The sequence below is a fragment of the Polynucleobacter sp. JS-Safj-400b-B2 genome (genome assembly GCF_018881975.1).
Lineage (GTDB): Bacteria > Pseudomonadota > Gammaproteobacteria > Burkholderiales > Burkholderiaceae > Polynucleobacter.
Map to the genome: position 1 here is coordinate 236,213 of NZ_JACVPJ010000003.1, position 14,935 is coordinate 251,147.

Here is a 14,935-nt window from a genome sequence, read left to right on the forward strand (position 1 = left end):
AACTTAGTTAGCTAAGTTTTTTACGCAAAAGCTCGTTTACCTGACCAGGATTTGCCTTGCCTTGAGAGGCTTTCATGATCTGGCCAACAAGCGCGTTAAATGCTTTCTCTTTGCCTGAGCGGAATTCTTCGACTGATTTCTGGTTGGCTGCCAAGACTTGATCGATGATGGCCTCAATTGCTCCGCTATCACTGATTTGCTTCAAGCCTTTAGCGTCAATGACTTGATCAACTGTGCCGATAGTCTTACCTGCTATAGCGTCCTCCCAAAGCATCGCAAAAATATCTTTCGCGATCTTACTGGAGATGGTGCCATCGGCTACACGCATCAGCAAAGGCGCCAAATGACTAGCTTTCAATGGCGCATCTGCTGTAGTAATACCAGCACGATTTACAGATGAGGCAAATTCACCAGCAATTAAATTGGCTGCGGCTTTAGCTAGAGGCTTGCCTAAGATCGCCAATAACTCTTCAAATACTTTTGCTGTATCGCGGTCTTGCGTAAGCAACTGGACATCGTATGCGCTTAAACCAAATTCGCTTTGCCACCGCTCGCGCAACTGGGCCGGCAGTGTAGGCATCTTGCTACGCACATCTGCAATCCATGCGGCATCGATCACTACTGGCAATAAATCGGGATCTGGAAAATAGCGATAGTCGTTAGCATCTTCTTTGCTACGCATACTGCGTGTCTCACCGCGATCAGGGTCATATAAACGCGTCTCCTGAACGACTGTGCCACCATCTTCAATGAGTTCGATTTGACGACGCACTTCATATTGAATGGCTTCCTCTAAAAAGCGGAAAGAGTTCAAGTTTTTGATTTCGCAACGGGTGCCAAATTCAGCCTGACCCTGAGGGCGAACCGAAACGTTCGCATCACAGCGGAAAGATCCCTCTTGCATATTGCCGTCACAAACTCCAAGCCATACTACTAAGCCATGCAATGCTTTGGCATAGGCAACGGCTTCAGCAGCACTGCGCATCACCGGTTCCGTCACGATCTCAAGAAGTGGTGTGCCTGCACGGTTTAAATCGATTCCACTAGAAGGCTCACCATGAGGACCCGTAAAACCCTCCTCATGGACTGACTTACCAGCATCTTCTTCCATGTGAGCGCGTGTGAGCTCAACTACCTTCACCTCATCACCCACCAGGATCTCGAGATGCCCGCCAACAACGACAGGAATATCCATCTGGCTAATTTGATAGCCCTTCGGTAGATCAGGATAGAAATAGTTCTTACGGGCAAAGATGCTCGCTGGAGAAATCTTCGCATTGACTGCCAAACCAAAACGAATCGCATGTTCAACGGCTTGGCGATTTAGTACCGGCAATACGCCAGGCAAAGCTAAATCAACTGCACATGCTTGCGTGTTTGGTTCCGCGCCAAAGCGTGTACTTGCACCACTAAAAATTTTGGACTGCGTTTGTAGTTGTGCGTGGGTCTCTAGACCAATAACGACTTCCCATTGCATCATGCCACCTCGCTTGCTGGGCGCAAATGCCAATCACTGGCCTGCTGATATTGGTGGGCTACTTGCAATAAGCGTGCCTCAGAAAAATAGTTGCCAATCAATTGCATACCAATAGGTAAATTGTTTGTATTAAAGCCACACGGAACACTCATTGCCGGTAAACCCGCCAAGTTTGTTGAGAGCGTATAAATATCTTCTAAATACATTTGCACCGGGTCTTTTGACTTCTCGCCTAAACGCCATGCCACATCTGGGGCTACAGGGCCGAGGATGACATCACATTGACTAAATGCCGTCTGAAAATCCGCTGCAATAATGCGACGAATTTTTTGCGCTTGAAGATAGTAAGCGTCGTAGTAACCATGACACAGAACATAAGTACCAATCATGATGCGACGCTTCACTTCTGAGCCAAAGCCTTCAGTCCGTGACTTGGCATACATATCATTGAGATCACGATATTCATTAGCGCGATATCCATAACGTACGCCATCAAAGCGACTCAAATTGCTCGATGCTTCTGCTGGAGCTAAAACGTAATACACCGGAATAGATAGCTTGGTCTTTGGCAAACTTACTTCAATTAATGTTGCGCCTAGATTTTCTAAAAGCTTTGCCGCTTCATTAACGGACTTCGCAACATCAACGGCCAAACCCTCAGCAAAAAATTCTTTTGGCAAGCCAACGCGCAAACCTTCTAATGGTTTTGCAGGGTTTGCATTACCTTCTTTCCAATCCTGATTGAGGTAGCGGCCATAGTCTTCGCCTGAATCAGTCAATGAGGTGGAATCACGTGGATCATGTGAAGACATTGCAGATAACAACAAGGCGCAGTCTTCAGCCGTCTTGCCCATAGGACCTGCTTGATCCAGTGAGGAGGCGTAGGCAATCATGCCGTAGCGTGACACGCGCCCATAACTAGGCTTAATTCCAGTTAAACCACAAAACGCTGCTGGCTGACGAATCGAGCCGCCTGTATCGGTGCCGGTCGCAATCGGCGCCAAGCCTGCAGCAACAGCTGCAGCCGAACCTCCAGAGGAACCGCCAGCTACGTGAGCGGCATTCCAGGGATTTAAGACTGGCCCAAAGGCAGAGTTTTCGTTAGAGGAGCCCATCGCGAACTCGTCCATATTGGTTTTACCCAAACAAACCATGCCAGCGCCATGGGGATTAATTTCATCCGGAATCCCCAGATTGGCCACCACGGTGGCATCAAAGGGACTCTGATATCCAGATAAGATTTTGGAGGCTGCGGTCGACTTCCAACCCCGGGTTACAAACACATCTTTGTGCGCAACTGGGATACCAGTCAATTTGCCAGCTTTACCAGAAGAAATTAGTTCATCTGCCTTAGATGCTTGCTCCAAACTTAAGTGAGCATTCACATCAAGGTAGGCATTCCACTGTTTTCCCGCCTCAATACGGTCTAAAAAATACTGGGTTAATTCGGTGCTGGAGACCTCTTTAGCAGCAAGCGCTTTTGCCATTAAGGCGATAGGTGTGTTGTGCCAACTCATTCGATCACCCTTGGCACTAAGAAATAGCCCTCATGCTGCGCAGGGGCTGATTGCATGTTTTCAGAGCGGTGGTCTGACTCGGTTACCTGGTCAACACGCATGGGTTGAGCCAAATCACGCAAAAAGAGGATTGGGTGTGCCAAAGGCTCAAGACCAGTTGTATCAACGGCCTGCATTTCCTCAACCAAGGAAAAAATAGCCTGCAGTTGAGGCAAAACTGCTTCTGCTTCTGCCTGATTTAATTCAAGCCTAGATAGGTGCGCAATGCGCTGGACATCATCAAGTTTCATGGGACGAGAGTATCATTCCTATATATTTTCATTAACACTTTCTATTTTCCCACTACATCATGTTTGGTTTTTTCCGCAGCTACTTTTCTAATGACCTAGCCATCGACCTAGGAACCGCAAACACTCTAATTTATATGCGTGAGCGGGGTATTGTCCTCGATGAACCTTCTGTTGTGGCAATTCGCCAAGAAGGAGGTCCAAACGGCAAAAAGACCATTTTGGCCGTCGGCAAAGAGGCAAAAGCGATGTTGGGTCGTGTTCCAGGGAATATTGAGGCAATTCGCCCAATGAAAGACGGCGTGATTGCCGACTTCACGATTACCGAACAAATGCTCAAGCAATTTATCAAGCTTGTGCATGAAAGCAAATTATTAAAACCAAGCCCACGCATCATCATTTGCGTTCCTTGCGGATCTACCCAGGTTGAGCGTCGCGCGATTCGCGAATCTGCATTGGGTGCCGGTGCATCACAAGTGTTTTTGATTGAAGAGCCGATGGCAGCTGCAATTGGTTCTGGCTTACCCGTTTCAGAAGCTGCTGGATCAATGGTTGTAGACATTGGTGGTGGCACGACTGAAGTTGGTGTGATGTCATTGGGTGGCATGGTCTACAAAGGTTCCGTTCGTGTTGGTGGCGATAAGTTTGATGAAGCCATTACCAATTACATTCGCCGTAACTACGGCATGTTGATTGGTGAACAAACTGCTGAGTTGATCAAGAAAACAATTGGCTCTGCTTTCCCTGGCGCTGAAGTGCGCGAGATGGAAGTAAAAGGTCGCAATCTTTCCGAAGGTATCCCACGCAGCTTTACCGTTACGAGCAATGAAATTTTGGAAGCTCTGACCGATCCATTGAATCAAATCGTGACTGCAGTAAAAGCAGCTCTCGAGCAGATCCCGCCTGAGCTGGCGTCCGATATTGCCGAACGCGGCATGATGCTAACGGGCGGCGGCGCCTTATTGCGTGACCTTGATCGCCTTCTGCTTGAAGAAACTGGTTTGCCAATTCACGTAGCAGAAGATCCATTAACTTGCGTGGCTCGCGGTTGCGGTATTGCACTTGAGCGCATGGATAAGTTAGGCGGAGTGTTCTCGCACGAGTAAGCGACATACACGTCGAACAGGGAATTGCAACATAGCGCTCCACCACTTTTCAGACAGGGCATTCCGGCCTTACTTAAACTGATTGTCTGTCTGTCGATCAGCATTGCTCTGATGCTGATCGATTATCGCTTTAAAGCACTCGATCCAATCCGCAACAACGTCAATTGGGTTCTGCGTCCATTGGAATATGTGATGATGGCGCCACGAAATGCATTCGAAGCAGCATCTGAATATTTCACAACGAGATCAACTCTTGATCAAGAAAACCAAGTGATGAAAGTACGGCAAGCGGAACTTTCTTTGCTCGCAAATCAATCTGAATTTTTGATGGTGGAAAACCAAAACCTGCGTGAGTTAATGACTCTACAAAAACAGGTTCCATTCAAAACATTACCAGTAGAAATTCTATTTAATCCTCCCAATCCGATTTCACAACGCATCGTTATCAATCGCGGTAGTAATGATGGCCTCAAGCTTGGCAACCCGATTGCCAATGACTCCGGAATCCTGGGCCAGGTAGTCCGCCTGTATGAGCGCTCAGCTGAAGTTTCCCTGCTTGAAGACCGTGATTTTGCGGTTCCCGTCCAAGTCGCACGTAATGGACTTCGTGCTGCTGTATTTGGCGCAGGGCGAGGCAATCCCCTGGAGTTACGTTATTTACCAGTAGCTAGCGATCTGGAGGTTGGGGATATTTTGCTAACCTCAGGAATTGATGGCGTTTACCCGCCGGGCTTTGCGGTTGCTGTCATTAGCAAAATTGAACGTAATGCCGATAAAAACTCTTCCAATGTATTCTGCGTTCCAGTTGCTGCAGTCAATCGCTATCGTCAAGCGCTTGCCCTGTTGTATGACCCCCAGTTTGATGCGAAGGCATCAACGACAAATAACAAATCCGCTTCTGGCGCGCCTTTGACCAATGCACCAGGCAGACGCCAAACTCGTGCGCGAGGAATGCAATGATCGATTTCCAGAGCGGCTATATTTTGCGCCCGGTAAATCCGGTCTTTATCTATTTCAGCTTATTTTGTGCGCTGCTATTAAACCTATTGCCTATAGGCAATTATGGTTGGGTGCCAGATTGGTTAATTCTGTGCATTGTGTTTTGGAATATTCATCAGCATCGTTATGTCAGCGTCATCACTGCCTTCATTTTGGGCTTGATGATGGATGTACATAATTCCGATTTATTAGGATTGCACGCCTTTAGCTATTCCCTAGTCGCCTACCTTGCTATCTCATGGCACAGACGCATTGTGGCTCTCACCGTTCTCTCGCAAGCCCTGCACCTGCTTCCTATTTTCTTGTTGGTATCCCTGTTTCCGGTATTGGTGCATTGGCTACTCAGCGGCGAACTCTATTGGTGGGCCTTAACAGGCGCCATTCAGGCGCTGATTGAAGCAATACTATGGCCATTTGCTACACGTATTTTGCTTGCACCGCAGCGTCGTCCTGTAGATGTTGATCACAATCGACCCCTCTAAGAAGTAGTATGGTTTCTTTTAAAAAACCGGACCTCGACTCATTTCAAGAGCGCATTCATATTGCGACTCTATTTGTCACTTTTTGCTTCTTGCTGCTCATTACCCGCCTTGTATGGTTGCAACTCGTAAGCCATGGGAAATATGCACTGCTAGCCGAAAGTAATCGCATTGCTTTGGTTCCAGCACCTGCAAACCGCGGCCTTTTAATTGATCGCAATGGCATCGTCATTGGTCGAAATTATTCTGCACTTACTTTAGACGTCAATGCTGAAGAGGTGAAAGGGAATGTTGATCAACTCATTAGCGATCTCTCTGAAATCATTGATATTTCCCCTCGAGATCGTCGTAATTTCAAGCGATCCCTTGAGGATTCCCGCAATATGGGCACCATTCCCTTGCGATCTATGCTTAACGAGACCGAAACAGCCCGTTTTATGGCCAATCGCTACCGCTTTCCAGGAGTTGAAATCCGCGCTAGAAGCTTTCGGGAGTACCCATACAACGAATTAGCCTCCCATCTGATTGGCTATATTGGCCGCGTTTCCCAAAAAGATAAGGAGCGTATGCAGGCCGAAATTGAGGGCGCAAAAGTAGATGATCCCGATGCATTGCAGACCTCTTTTTTGCCAGGCATTCAGTATGTTGGCAAGATTGGTCTAGAGCAAAGTTATGAAACTGTTTTGCGCGGCGTACCCGGATACGATCAAGTGGAAATTACAGCAGGCGGCAAACCAGTGCGTACGCTTTCAAGCTCGCCATCGGTTCCCGGTAAAAATGTTGTTCTCTCAGTTGATATCAAGTTGCAATATTTAGTCGAGCAACTGTATGGCAATTTCCGCGGTGCATTTGTAGCGATTGAACCAGAGACGGGTGACGTATTAGCTTTTGTTTCTAAGCCTAACTTCAATCCAAATGACTTTGTTGAGGGCATTGATTCTGTAACCTGGAAAGAACTCAACGACTCGCCACAAAAGCCGCTCTATAACCGGCCACTTAAAGGCATCTACCCACCGGGCTCAACTTATAAACCCTTTATGGCGCTTGCAGCTTTAGAAAATAAAAAGCGTACGCCATCACAAACTATTTCTGATCCTGGTTACTTTGACTTTGGTAATCACACTTTCCGTGACGACAAAAAAGGCGGACACGGAATTGTCGATATGCAAAAGTCGATCGTTGAATCTTGCGACACTTATTACTACATGCTTGCGCGAGATATGGGCGTCAACATGATGCACGACTTTATGAAACCATTAGGTTTCGGTCAAATTACCGGCATTGATTTGCAAGGTGAAGCAAGAGGCGTTCTACCATCCACAGAGTGGAAGAAAAATACCTTTAAAAAGCCTGAGCAGCAAAAATGGTACGAAGGCGAAACGATCTCTCTTGGTATTGGCCAAGGCTATAACGCCTTTACCATTTTGCAACTAGCTCACGCTATGGCAAACGTTGCTAATAACGGCATTGTGATGAAGCCCCATCTAGTCAAAGCAATTGAAGATCCATTTACTCGCAACAGAGTGCTAACAACGCCAAAAGAAAGTTATCGCATCGATCTCAATGCTGAGAATATTGAAGTGATCAAGAAGGCCATGGTCGAGGTTAATAACTCTGGCACATCTGCAGCTGCATTTAAGGGCACTGGATATCAAGTGGGTGGAAAGACCGGAACCGCACAGGTATTTAGCTTGAACTCTAAAGATTACAAACATGGATCCACAGCAGAATTTTTGCGCGACCATGCCTTGTATATTGCATTTGCTCCAGCAGATAAGCCAACCATTGTGATTGCGATGGTTGTAGAGAACGCAGGCTTCGGCGCGCAGTATGCTGCTCCGATTGCACGTCAAGCATTGGACTACTACATTGAGGGCAAGTGGCCCAAGGAGGTTCCTGAATGGAAAAGAGCCCCTTAATAAAAGTTAAAGGATTTTTCTTCAGTATATTTTCTGGTTTAGATCGCCAGCTAGGCCTTATTCTGCTTGGCTTAGCGGCTGTTGGCTTTTTTACATTTTTATCTGCCTCCCAAAATACCCCTGTGCAAATTGCAGATGAGTTGCGCAATCTTGCACTTTCTTTTGTGGTGATGTGGGTTGTCTCACGCATTCCACCCAAATGGTTGGAGATGGGGGCAGTTTGGATTTATGGTTTTGGTATTGCTCTTTTAGTTGCGGTTGCTGTATTTGGATTAATTAAAAAAGGTGCGCGTCGTTGGCTCAATATCGGCTTTGTGATCCAACCATCTGAAATTATGAAGATCGCAATGCCGCTAATGCTCTCCTGGTACTTTCAGAAGCGTGAAGGCATTCAAAAATCTTGGGACTATGGGGTCGCTGCAATCATATTGGCGATTCCTGTCTTTTTAATTGCGCGGCAACCAGACTTGGGAACTGCCCTGCTTGTTTTTGCTGCTGGTCTCTATGTCATTATTTTGGCAGGGCTGCCTTGGAAGTGGATTCTTCCATTTGTAGGGCTTGGCGTTGTAGGTATTTTGTTGATTATTATTTTCGGCAGCACCATTTGTGCTCGTGATGTGGTGTGGCCATTTGTTCATGACTATCAAAAGCATCGTATCTGTACTTTGCTAGACCCTACAAGCGATCCCCTAGGAAAAGGTTTTCACACAATTCAGTCGATGATTGCAATTGGCTCTGGCGGATTCTTTGGCAAAGGGTGGTTCCAAGGAACTCAAGCACATTTGGAATTTATTCCAGAAAAACATACCGACTTTGTATTTGCTGTTTTTTCAGAAGAGTTTGGCTTGCTAGGCAACTTAGTGTTACTAGGGCTTTTCTTCGCATTGATTAAGCGCGGTCTTGCTATCGCCGCCAGCGCACCCAATTTATTTACAAGATTGCTTGGCGCAGCAGTTACTTTAATTTTCTTTACCTATGCATTTGTGAATATCGGCATGGTGAGTGGTTTATTGCCAGTTGTTGGTGTGCCGCTACCATTCATTAGTTATGGTGGCACTGCGCTTGTAACACTCGGTTTTGGAGCTGGAATACTGATGAGTATTCATCGTCACCGTCGTTTAGTGCAAAGCTAACATTAATGGGCTAAGGTGTTTATATTTATTCAGATTCTGAGAAAATAAAAAAGCCCGGCATACCGGGCTTTTTTATCAACAAAGGAAGAATTACTTCTTACGCTTGTTAACTGAATCTTTAAATGCTTTACCGGCAGAAAACTTAACAGTTTTTGCAGCAGCAATTTTGAGTGGCTCGCCAGTTTTTGGGTTACGACCCATACGTGCAGCACGCTTGCCAGAAGCAAAAGTACCAAAGCCGATCAGTTGTACTGAGTCACCCTTAGTAACAGCTTTAATGATTGTCTCGATAGCAGAATTCAACGCGAATTCAGCTTTAGCTTTAGAGATCTCCGCGTCGTCAGCAATCGCTGCGATTAGTTCGGCTTTGTTCAAGTGAAGCTCCTTATAGATATTGATGTCAGCGCACATTGCGCTTACATGATTTTAACCACAAAAAATTATAAAAATAAAGTTGCGTTACAGCAATTTTTTAATACGACTACAAATTACTCATCCAAAACGGTGATATCAGAAACAAAATACTCGGTATCGCCAAAACAAGTAGTTGGCAAACCAATGTGTTGCTCATACTTTAGGGCAACCTTTTTGCCTAAATTAGCATTTATTTTTTGCGCCACAGCATCTTCACGTACCGTAAAAAGGAATTTTTCCGACATCGTGCCCGGCATAGAAACCATGGCCAATTCACCTTCCCAGGTTTTGCATATGTAGCCACGATTAGAGAATTTCTGCACATATCCTGCGCGCTCACCACTTCCGTAGCTCCAAGTTAGCATTACCCATGTATAAACTGAAATACCCACTAACCCAATTAAAACAAGGCTTAAGAGCCACTTTATAAAGCTATTCATCAGAATTTCCTTGGTAGATCTACACACAAACCCTTATCGGGTACTGATATTTTCTATACGCAGTATATGAGCATACCAGTCGAAGAAATAGTCTAATTGGCTGCGACATACAAATTAAAATACTAGCAATTACCTTAATTAGACAAAGTCCATGGAAATTCGCCACATCATCTTTTTTATTTTTGTAGCCTCTGCAATCTATGTTTATTTTCGCGGCACAGTTCGTTTCGGGCTTGTCAGATCTCTTACTGACTATCAAGTACTTTTGGCGCCAGTAAATGCACTTTTATATCTATTCTCGAAAGTAAAGCCTGGTGCTTATATTCCAGTAAATCAATTTCCCGAAATGAAACCCATCCAAGATAACTGGGAAATGATTCGTCAAGAGGCGCTTTCCTTGCAAGAAGGTGGCTCGATTGCAGCCGCCACTGGTTATAACGATATTGGCTTTAATTCCTTTTTTCGCACTGGCTGGAAGCGTTTTCACCTTTGCTGGTATGGACAAGAGGTGCCGTCAGCCCAAGCAAAGTGCCCTAAAACAGTGGCGCTCCTAAAATCTATCCCCTCAGTCAAAGCTGCTATGTTCGCCTCTCTACCGCCCGGCGCAACGCTTGTACGCCACCGCGACCCCTATGCCGGCTCCTTGCGTTATCACATTGGCCTAGTGACACCCAATGATCCTAAATGCTTTATCAATGTCGATGGGGAACGTTATTTCTGGAAAGATGGCGAAGCGGTCATGTTTGATGAGACCTATATTCATTTCGCCGCAAATGAAACAGATCAACAAAGAATCATCTTGTTTTGCGATGTGGAGCGTCCTGTGTATACCAAGGTAGTCGAGTTATTTAATCGCTGGTTTGGGCGTTATGTCATGAGTGCCGCTTCATCCCAAAACGTTGAAGGTGAAAAAATAGGTTTTGTAAATGTTCTGTTTACCTATTTTTACCATCTTCGTGCCCAAGCTAAAAAGCTAAAAGCAAAACATCGTTCTGTTTATTACGTGGGTAAGTGGGTTCTCATTCTGGGAATTTTGTGGGCTATTTTCTGGTAACCCAAGCCTGAGTTTTATGGGCTCAATACCTGAATAATTTGCTCCGGACCAATGGGGCCCCAGATTTCTACTCGTTTCTGACGACTATTTTGGCCGGAAACAAATTGAATCTGCTTTTGGGGCACCCTTAACTGCTTTGAAAGCCACGCCAATAAAAGCTCATTGGCCTTATTTTCGAGGGCCGGCGCCTTGAGAGAAATTTTGAGGCAACCATCATGAAGGCCAACGACCTTGGTTACCTTTGCTCCTGGTTGGCAATGTAAATTTAAGATAATTCCAGTAGGGGTTTGTTTTAACCAATTAGGCGTCATTAAAGTACTTTAAACTGAAAGCATGACGATGAAGAATTCTCAAGCTTTAGAACAGCTATTTTCCAATAATCGTGCCTGGGCCGCAAGTATGGTCGCAGAAGATGCTAACTTCTTTAAGCGCCTCGTTTCACAGCAAGCCCCCGAATATCTATGGATTGGTTGCTCCGATAGCCGAGTACCGGCAAATGAAATTGTGAATTTACTGCCTGGCGAATTATTTGTTCACCGAAATGTTGCAAACGTAGTCGTTCATACTGATTTAAATTGCTTGTCGGTTATTCAATTTGCTATTGATTTACTTAAGGTGAAACACATTTTGGTAGTTGGTCACTATGGCTGCTCCGGAGTCCATGCAGCACTAACGGAAAAGCGAGTAGGCCTTGCTGATAATTGGTTGCGTCATGTGAAGGACGTTCATCAAAAACATGAACGTTATTTGGGCGATGCGATTCCAACACCCAAACGTCAAGATCGACTTTGCGAACTCAATGTCATTGAGCAAGTTGTTAACGTATGTGAAACAACTATCGTGCAGGATGCCTGGGCCCGCGGGCAAGATCTGACTGTGCATGGCTGGGCTTACCGTCTAGAAACTGGCTTAGTAAATGATTTGGGAATGTCGTGCAGCTCTATTGAAGAGATGACAGAGCGTTATGCCAAATCAGTAAAGCGCTACGAATCAGAACACAACTAATTTGCTTAAGTCATTATTGAACTACCTGGGAGTTGGTTTTCTTGCGCTCCTTGCAATACTCCCATACAAGCTTTTAGTTTCTATTGGCTATAGCCTTGGCTATATAGCCGCTCGCATTCCGAGCGATAGAAATCGAGTAGTTAAAACAAATCTCCATTTATGTTTTCCAAAATTAAACGCAACCGAAATAGATGATCTTGCCAAGGAGCATTGGCGATTGCTTGGGCGGAGCCTAGTAGAAAAAAGTATTATCTGGTGCGGCAGCTCAAAACAGCTCAGCAATATGATTGAAGTGAGATCAGCAGTAGATCTCTCCAGCAAAAAACCGCGCATCCTTGTCAACATGCATTTCACAGGCATTGAGGGCAGCATTATTTTGAGCGCTCTTTCCAAAGAAAAGCATTGGCCGCGCACTTCTGGTTTTTTTCAAAGAATGAAAAATCCATTCTTCAATAAAAAGATTATTGATTGGCGCAATCGTTTTGGCGGCAACTCCATTGATCGACAAGGCAATGCGAAGGCAATCATTCGAGAAATTCGCAATGGAGACTTCATCATCATTGCGCCCGATATTGATCTTGGCCTCAAAGATTCTGAATTTGTCCCTTTTTTTGGAATTCAGACCAACACCATCACTACCATCTCCCGTTTGGCAAAAATTACTGGTGCCGATGTTTGCTTGATGACCACCACATTAAAGCCCGATGAATCTGGCTATCTTTGCGAAATTAGAAAGCCTATAGAAAACTTTCCAGGGATAGACCCTAAGACAGATACAGCACGCCTGAATCAATATTTTGAAACTGAAATTCGTCTGAGGCCGGCCGAATACTACTGGGTACACAAGCGCTTCAAAAACCCACCAGATAGCGGCCCAAGCCCCTATAGCGCTTCTAAATAAAGGTCATTTGTCCTATCATTGAGGGATGACCGAACGTATTGGGCTATTTGCCGATCTCCACAGTAATTTAGAAGCCTTTGAAGCCTGCATGGCTCGGGCAGAAGAGCTTGGCGTAACGCGCATGGTATTTAATGGTGACCTTGTAGGCTACAATGCCGACCCGGTGGCGGTCATTGATCGCATCGCATCGCTCGTGGAAGATAAAAAAGCCATTGCTATCCTAGGCAATCATGATGAGGCTATTTTTAAAGATAGTCGTGATCAAATGAATGCGAATGCTAACGCCGCAATTGATTGGACTAAGTCACAACTAAAAAAACATCATGTAGATTTTCTTAAGAATCTTCCGCTCATAGTTCAAGAAGAAAATATCTGCTTTGTGCACGCCTCAGCACACAATCCATCTGACTGGAATTACATTACTGACAGCATGAGTGCATGGCAATGCGCACAAAACTCTGGGAAAAGCTATACCTTTGTTGGTCATGCGCACGAGCAAGCGCTTTTTTATCAAAGTGCCGTTGGGAAATTGATTCGCTTTGCACCACACCCTGGCGACGAAATACCCGTACTTCACCATCGACAATGGGTAGGCGTTGTAGGTTCGCTTGGTCAGCCCAGAGATGGCAATCCTGAAGCATGCTTTGCCGTATTTGAACCCGAGTCTGAAGTTCTCACGTTTCATCGCGAAGCCTACGACTACTTTACCGCCGCAGATAAAGTGCGTCGCGCCGGTCTGCCAGAAGACCTGGCAAATCGCCTTATTACCGGCAAATAAAATTAATGGCAATCAATACAGATATTGAAGCAGTAGACGATATATTCCAAGAGGGCAAAGTAGTAGACGGGTTTGTCTTAGGCAAGGAAGTGCATCGCGGAGGTATGGCTAGTCTCTTTTCGGCAACGAAAGAAGGTGTAGATATACCCATTCTGCTAAAAATTCCACGCGTTGGCAAAGACCAGCCCGTGGAAAGCTTGATCGGCTTTGAAACCGAACTTACGATCTTGCGCTCACTAAAAAGTCCCTATGTACCTAAATACTTAGGATCTGGCAATATGGCTACGCGTCCATATATTGCAATGGAAAGAGTTGAAGGTCGCCCGCTAGAGGACTACATCAAAGAAGGAAAAGTATTTACGATTGATGAAGTTGTTCGCATTGGCGCAGATCTTGCGCAAGCCGTTCAGTCTTTGCACTCACAAGATGCTATTCACTTAGATATCAAACCTGAAAATATTTTGGTCGATGACAAAGGTAAGCTAACGCTCATTGATTTTGGTCTATCGCACCACGCCCGATATCCCGATTTGCTTGCTGAGGAAATGCGCAAAGGTGTTGGGTCGGCACCATACATTTCTCCAGAACAAGTAGTTGGAATTCGCTCAGATTCTCGTAGCGACATATTCTCAATTGGCGCAATCATGTATGAATTGCTGACCGGTGAGCTACCGTTTGGCAACCCCCAAACAATGAGCGGTCTGCGCAAAAGAATGTGGGCCGAAGCATTTCCTCCGCGCGCCATTCGCAGAGAAATCCCTCGCTGGTTACAAGAGGTAGTACTCAGATGCTTAGAACCGCGGGCTGCAGATCGTTATCAAAGTGCTGCGCGTTTACGACAAGTTTTACGAGACCCAGAGGGTATTACGCTCACTGAGCGCGCTGACCGAGTTGAGCCGCCTAGCTTTTGGCAAAACCTCAAAGGTATGTTCAAGGCTGCGGGCTACGAGCCCTCCCCAAGCCCGCGCCCCAGCATGGGCAATTTTGATGCGCCGCTAATGATTGCTGCGATTGATACTCGCCAGTCGGGTGAAGGCTTACGTGAACGCATGCAAAATACTGCGAAGAACTTACTTCATGCCTACCCTGAGAGTCGCTTGGTTTGTATCAGCACTATTAGCAGCACACCCACCTTCGAGGGCAATCAAGAAAATGAAACTGCGAGTGGCATTGTGCGCGGCCATTTAGTACAGCTGATGGATTGGGCAAAACCACTTAAGCTACCGCCAGAAAGAATTTCTTATCACGTACTAGAGGCCCTTGATCCGGCCTCTCGAATCGTGGAGTTTGCTAAAGATAATGACGCTTCTCTTATCTTGATTGGAGCATCACATAAGCTACCAAACAAGGTAACGCCTTGGAGAACTTCCATGACTAAGATTGTCGAGGAAGCCCCCTGCAGCGTGCATATTGTCAGGACTTAAAC

The 14,935-nt window shown here is 45.7% G+C and carries 16 protein-coding genes; 10 read left to right on the forward strand and 6 right to left on the reverse strand.

The window, feature by feature from the left end; translation table 11 throughout:
• Positions 1-7: 7 nt before the first annotated feature.
• The 3 genes from gatB to gatC are packed head-to-tail and all read right to left on the reverse strand — an operon-like array spanning position 8 to position 3,284.
• Positions 8-1,480 carry an Asp-tRNA(Asn)/Glu-tRNA(Gln) amidotransferase subunit GatB gene (gene gatB, locus ICN48_RS05000; RefSeq protein WP_216152605.1) on the reverse strand — a complete coding sequence of 491 codons (1,473 nt, stop codon included), beginning with the start codon at positions 1,478-1,480 and terminating at the stop codon, positions 8-10.
• The gene (gene gatA / locus ICN48_RS05005; RefSeq protein ID WP_216152606.1) at positions 1,477-2,994 is read right to left on the reverse strand and encodes an Asp-tRNA(Asn)/Glu-tRNA(Gln) amidotransferase subunit GatA; all 1,518 of its coding nucleotides are present in this window, start codon (positions 2,992-2,994) and stop codon (positions 1,477-1,479) included. The genes gatB and gatA overlap by 4 nt, the downstream gene beginning before the upstream one ends.
• Positions 2,991-3,284, reverse strand: coding sequence for an Asp-tRNA(Asn)/Glu-tRNA(Gln) amidotransferase subunit GatC (gene gatC / locus ICN48_RS05010; RefSeq protein WP_216152607.1), 294 nt, complete (start codon positions 3,282-3,284; stop codon positions 2,991-2,993). Before gatC ends, gatA begins: the two co-directional genes overlap by 4 nt.
• 59 nt (positions 3,285-3,343) lie before the next feature.
• On the opposite strand from gatC, the gene ICN48_RS05015 reads away from it, so the two are divergent.
• The 5 genes from ICN48_RS05015 to rodA are packed head-to-tail and all read left to right on the forward strand — an operon-like array spanning position 3,344 to position 8,917.
• Complete coding sequence (locus ICN48_RS05015; RefSeq protein WP_068319852.1) at positions 3,344-4,387, forward strand: rod shape-determining protein; 1,044 nt, start codon at positions 3,344-3,346, stop codon at positions 4,385-4,387.
• A 24-nt stretch (positions 4,388-4,411) separates the two neighbouring features.
• Positions 4,412-5,347 (forward strand): rod shape-determining protein MreC, encoded by a 936-nt coding sequence (mreC, locus tag ICN48_RS05020; RefSeq protein WP_216152608.1) that lies wholly within the window; start codon positions 4,412-4,414, stop codon positions 5,345-5,347.
• Complete coding sequence (gene mreD / locus ICN48_RS05025; RefSeq protein ID WP_216152609.1) at positions 5,344-5,868, forward strand: rod shape-determining protein MreD; 525 nt, start codon at positions 5,344-5,346, stop codon at positions 5,866-5,868. The genes mreC and mreD overlap by 4 nt, the downstream gene beginning before the upstream one ends.
• Before the next feature lie 8 nt (positions 5,869-5,876).
• A complete protein-coding gene (mrdA, locus tag ICN48_RS05030; RefSeq protein ID WP_216152610.1) occupies positions 5,877-7,784 on the forward strand; it encodes a penicillin-binding protein 2 in 1,908 nt (635 codons plus the stop codon).
• A complete protein-coding gene (gene rodA, locus ICN48_RS05035) occupies positions 7,766-8,917 on the forward strand; it encodes a rod shape-determining protein RodA (RefSeq protein WP_216152611.1) in 1,152 nt (383 codons plus the stop codon). The genes mrdA and rodA overlap by 19 nt, the downstream gene beginning before the upstream one ends.
• A gap of 90 nt (positions 8,918-9,007) precedes the next feature.
• Here rodA and ICN48_RS05040 read toward each other — a convergent pair whose 3' ends face one another.
• Both ICN48_RS05040 and ICN48_RS05045 read right to left on the reverse strand, forming a co-directional pair.
• Entirely contained in the window at positions 9,008-9,328 is a 321-nt protein-coding gene (locus ICN48_RS05040; protein ID WP_150114176.1) for an HU family DNA-binding protein, read from the reverse strand.
• 77 nt (positions 9,329-9,405) lie between these two features.
• Positions 9,406-9,771 carry a hypothetical protein gene (locus ICN48_RS05045; RefSeq protein ID WP_216152612.1) on the reverse strand — a complete coding sequence of 122 codons (366 nt, stop codon included), beginning with the start codon at positions 9,769-9,771 and terminating at the stop codon, positions 9,406-9,408.
• A gap of 157 nt (positions 9,772-9,928) precedes the next feature.
• Here ICN48_RS05045 and ICN48_RS05050 point away from each other — a divergent pair, with 157 nt between their 5' ends.
• Positions 9,929-10,825: an aspartyl/asparaginyl beta-hydroxylase domain-containing protein gene (locus tag ICN48_RS05050; RefSeq protein ID WP_216152692.1), complete on the forward strand. Its 897-nt coding sequence runs from the start codon at positions 9,929-9,931 to the stop codon at positions 10,823-10,825.
• A gap of 14 nt (positions 10,826-10,839) precedes the next feature.
• Here ICN48_RS05050 and ICN48_RS05055 read toward each other — a convergent pair whose 3' ends face one another.
• Entirely contained in the window at positions 10,840-11,136 is a 297-nt protein-coding gene (locus tag ICN48_RS05055; protein WP_216152613.1) for a DUF167 domain-containing protein, read from the reverse strand.
• Positions 11,137-11,158: 22 nt separating this feature from the next.
• Here ICN48_RS05055 and can point away from each other — a divergent pair, with 22 nt between their 5' ends.
• Genes can through ICN48_RS05075 form a run of 4 tightly spaced genes read left to right on the forward strand, consistent with a single transcriptional unit; the run spans position 11,159 to position 14,933 of the window.
• Positions 11,159-11,830 (forward strand): carbonate dehydratase, encoded by a 672-nt coding sequence (can, locus tag ICN48_RS05060; protein ID WP_216152614.1) that lies wholly within the window; start codon positions 11,159-11,161, stop codon positions 11,828-11,830.
• A 1-nt stretch (position 11,831) separates the two neighbouring features.
• On the forward strand, positions 11,832-12,731 hold the full coding sequence (locus ICN48_RS05065) for a lipid A biosynthesis acyltransferase (RefSeq protein WP_216152615.1): 900 nt from the start codon (positions 11,832-11,834) through the stop codon (positions 12,729-12,731).
• Positions 12,732-12,756: 25 nt separating this feature from the next.
• Entirely contained in the window at positions 12,757-13,509 is a 753-nt protein-coding gene (locus tag ICN48_RS05070) for a metallophosphoesterase (RefSeq protein ID WP_216152616.1), read from the forward strand.
• A 5-nt stretch (positions 13,510-13,514) separates the two neighbouring features.
• Positions 13,515-14,933, forward strand: a complete 1,419-nt coding sequence (locus ICN48_RS05075) for a serine/threonine-protein kinase (protein WP_216152617.1) — start codon at positions 13,515-13,517, stop codon at positions 14,931-14,933.
• Positions 14,934-14,935 lie beyond the last annotated feature (2 nt).

Excerpts from the sequence above, each read along its gene's own strand:
- gatC (WP_216152607.1), bottom strand. The coding sequence starts at position 3,284 with ATGAAACTTGATGATGTCCAGCGCATTGCGCACCTATCTAGGCTTGAA.
- can (WP_216152614.1), top strand. The coding sequence starts at position 11,159 with ATGACGATGAAGAATTCTCAAGCTTTAGAACAGCTATTTTCCAATAAT.
- rodA (WP_216152611.1), top strand. The coding sequence starts at position 7,766 with ATGGAAAAGAGCCCCTTAATAAAAGTTAAAGGATTTTTCTTCAGTATA.
- ICN48_RS05055 (WP_216152613.1), bottom strand. The coding sequence starts at position 11,136 with ATGACGCCTAATTGGTTAAAACAAACCCCTACTGGAATTATCTTAAAT.
- gatA (WP_216152606.1), bottom strand. The coding sequence starts at position 2,994 with ATGAGTTGGCACAACACACCTATCGCCTTAATGGCAAAAGCGCTTGCT.
- ICN48_RS05040 (WP_150114176.1), bottom strand. The coding sequence starts at position 9,328 with ATGTGCGCTGACATCAATATCTATAAGGAGCTTCACTTGAACAAAGCC.
- ICN48_RS05045 (WP_216152612.1), bottom strand. The coding sequence starts at position 9,771 with ATGAATAGCTTTATAAAGTGGCTCTTAAGCCTTGTTTTAATTGGGTTA.
- ICN48_RS05070 (WP_216152616.1), top strand. The coding sequence starts at position 12,757 with ATGACCGAACGTATTGGGCTATTTGCCGATCTCCACAGTAATTTAGAA.
- mreD (WP_216152609.1), top strand. The coding sequence starts at position 5,344 with ATGATCGATTTCCAGAGCGGCTATATTTTGCGCCCGGTAAATCCGGTC.
- gatB (WP_216152605.1), bottom strand. The coding sequence starts at position 1,480 with ATGATGCAATGGGAAGTCGTTATTGGTCTAGAGACCCACGCACAACTA.
- mrdA (WP_216152610.1), top strand. The coding sequence starts at position 5,877 with ATGGTTTCTTTTAAAAAACCGGACCTCGACTCATTTCAAGAGCGCATT.
- ICN48_RS05015 (WP_068319852.1), top strand. The coding sequence starts at position 3,344 with ATGTTTGGTTTTTTCCGCAGCTACTTTTCTAATGACCTAGCCATCGAC.
- ICN48_RS05075 (WP_216152617.1), top strand. The coding sequence starts at position 13,515 with ATGGCAATCAATACAGATATTGAAGCAGTAGACGATATATTCCAAGAG.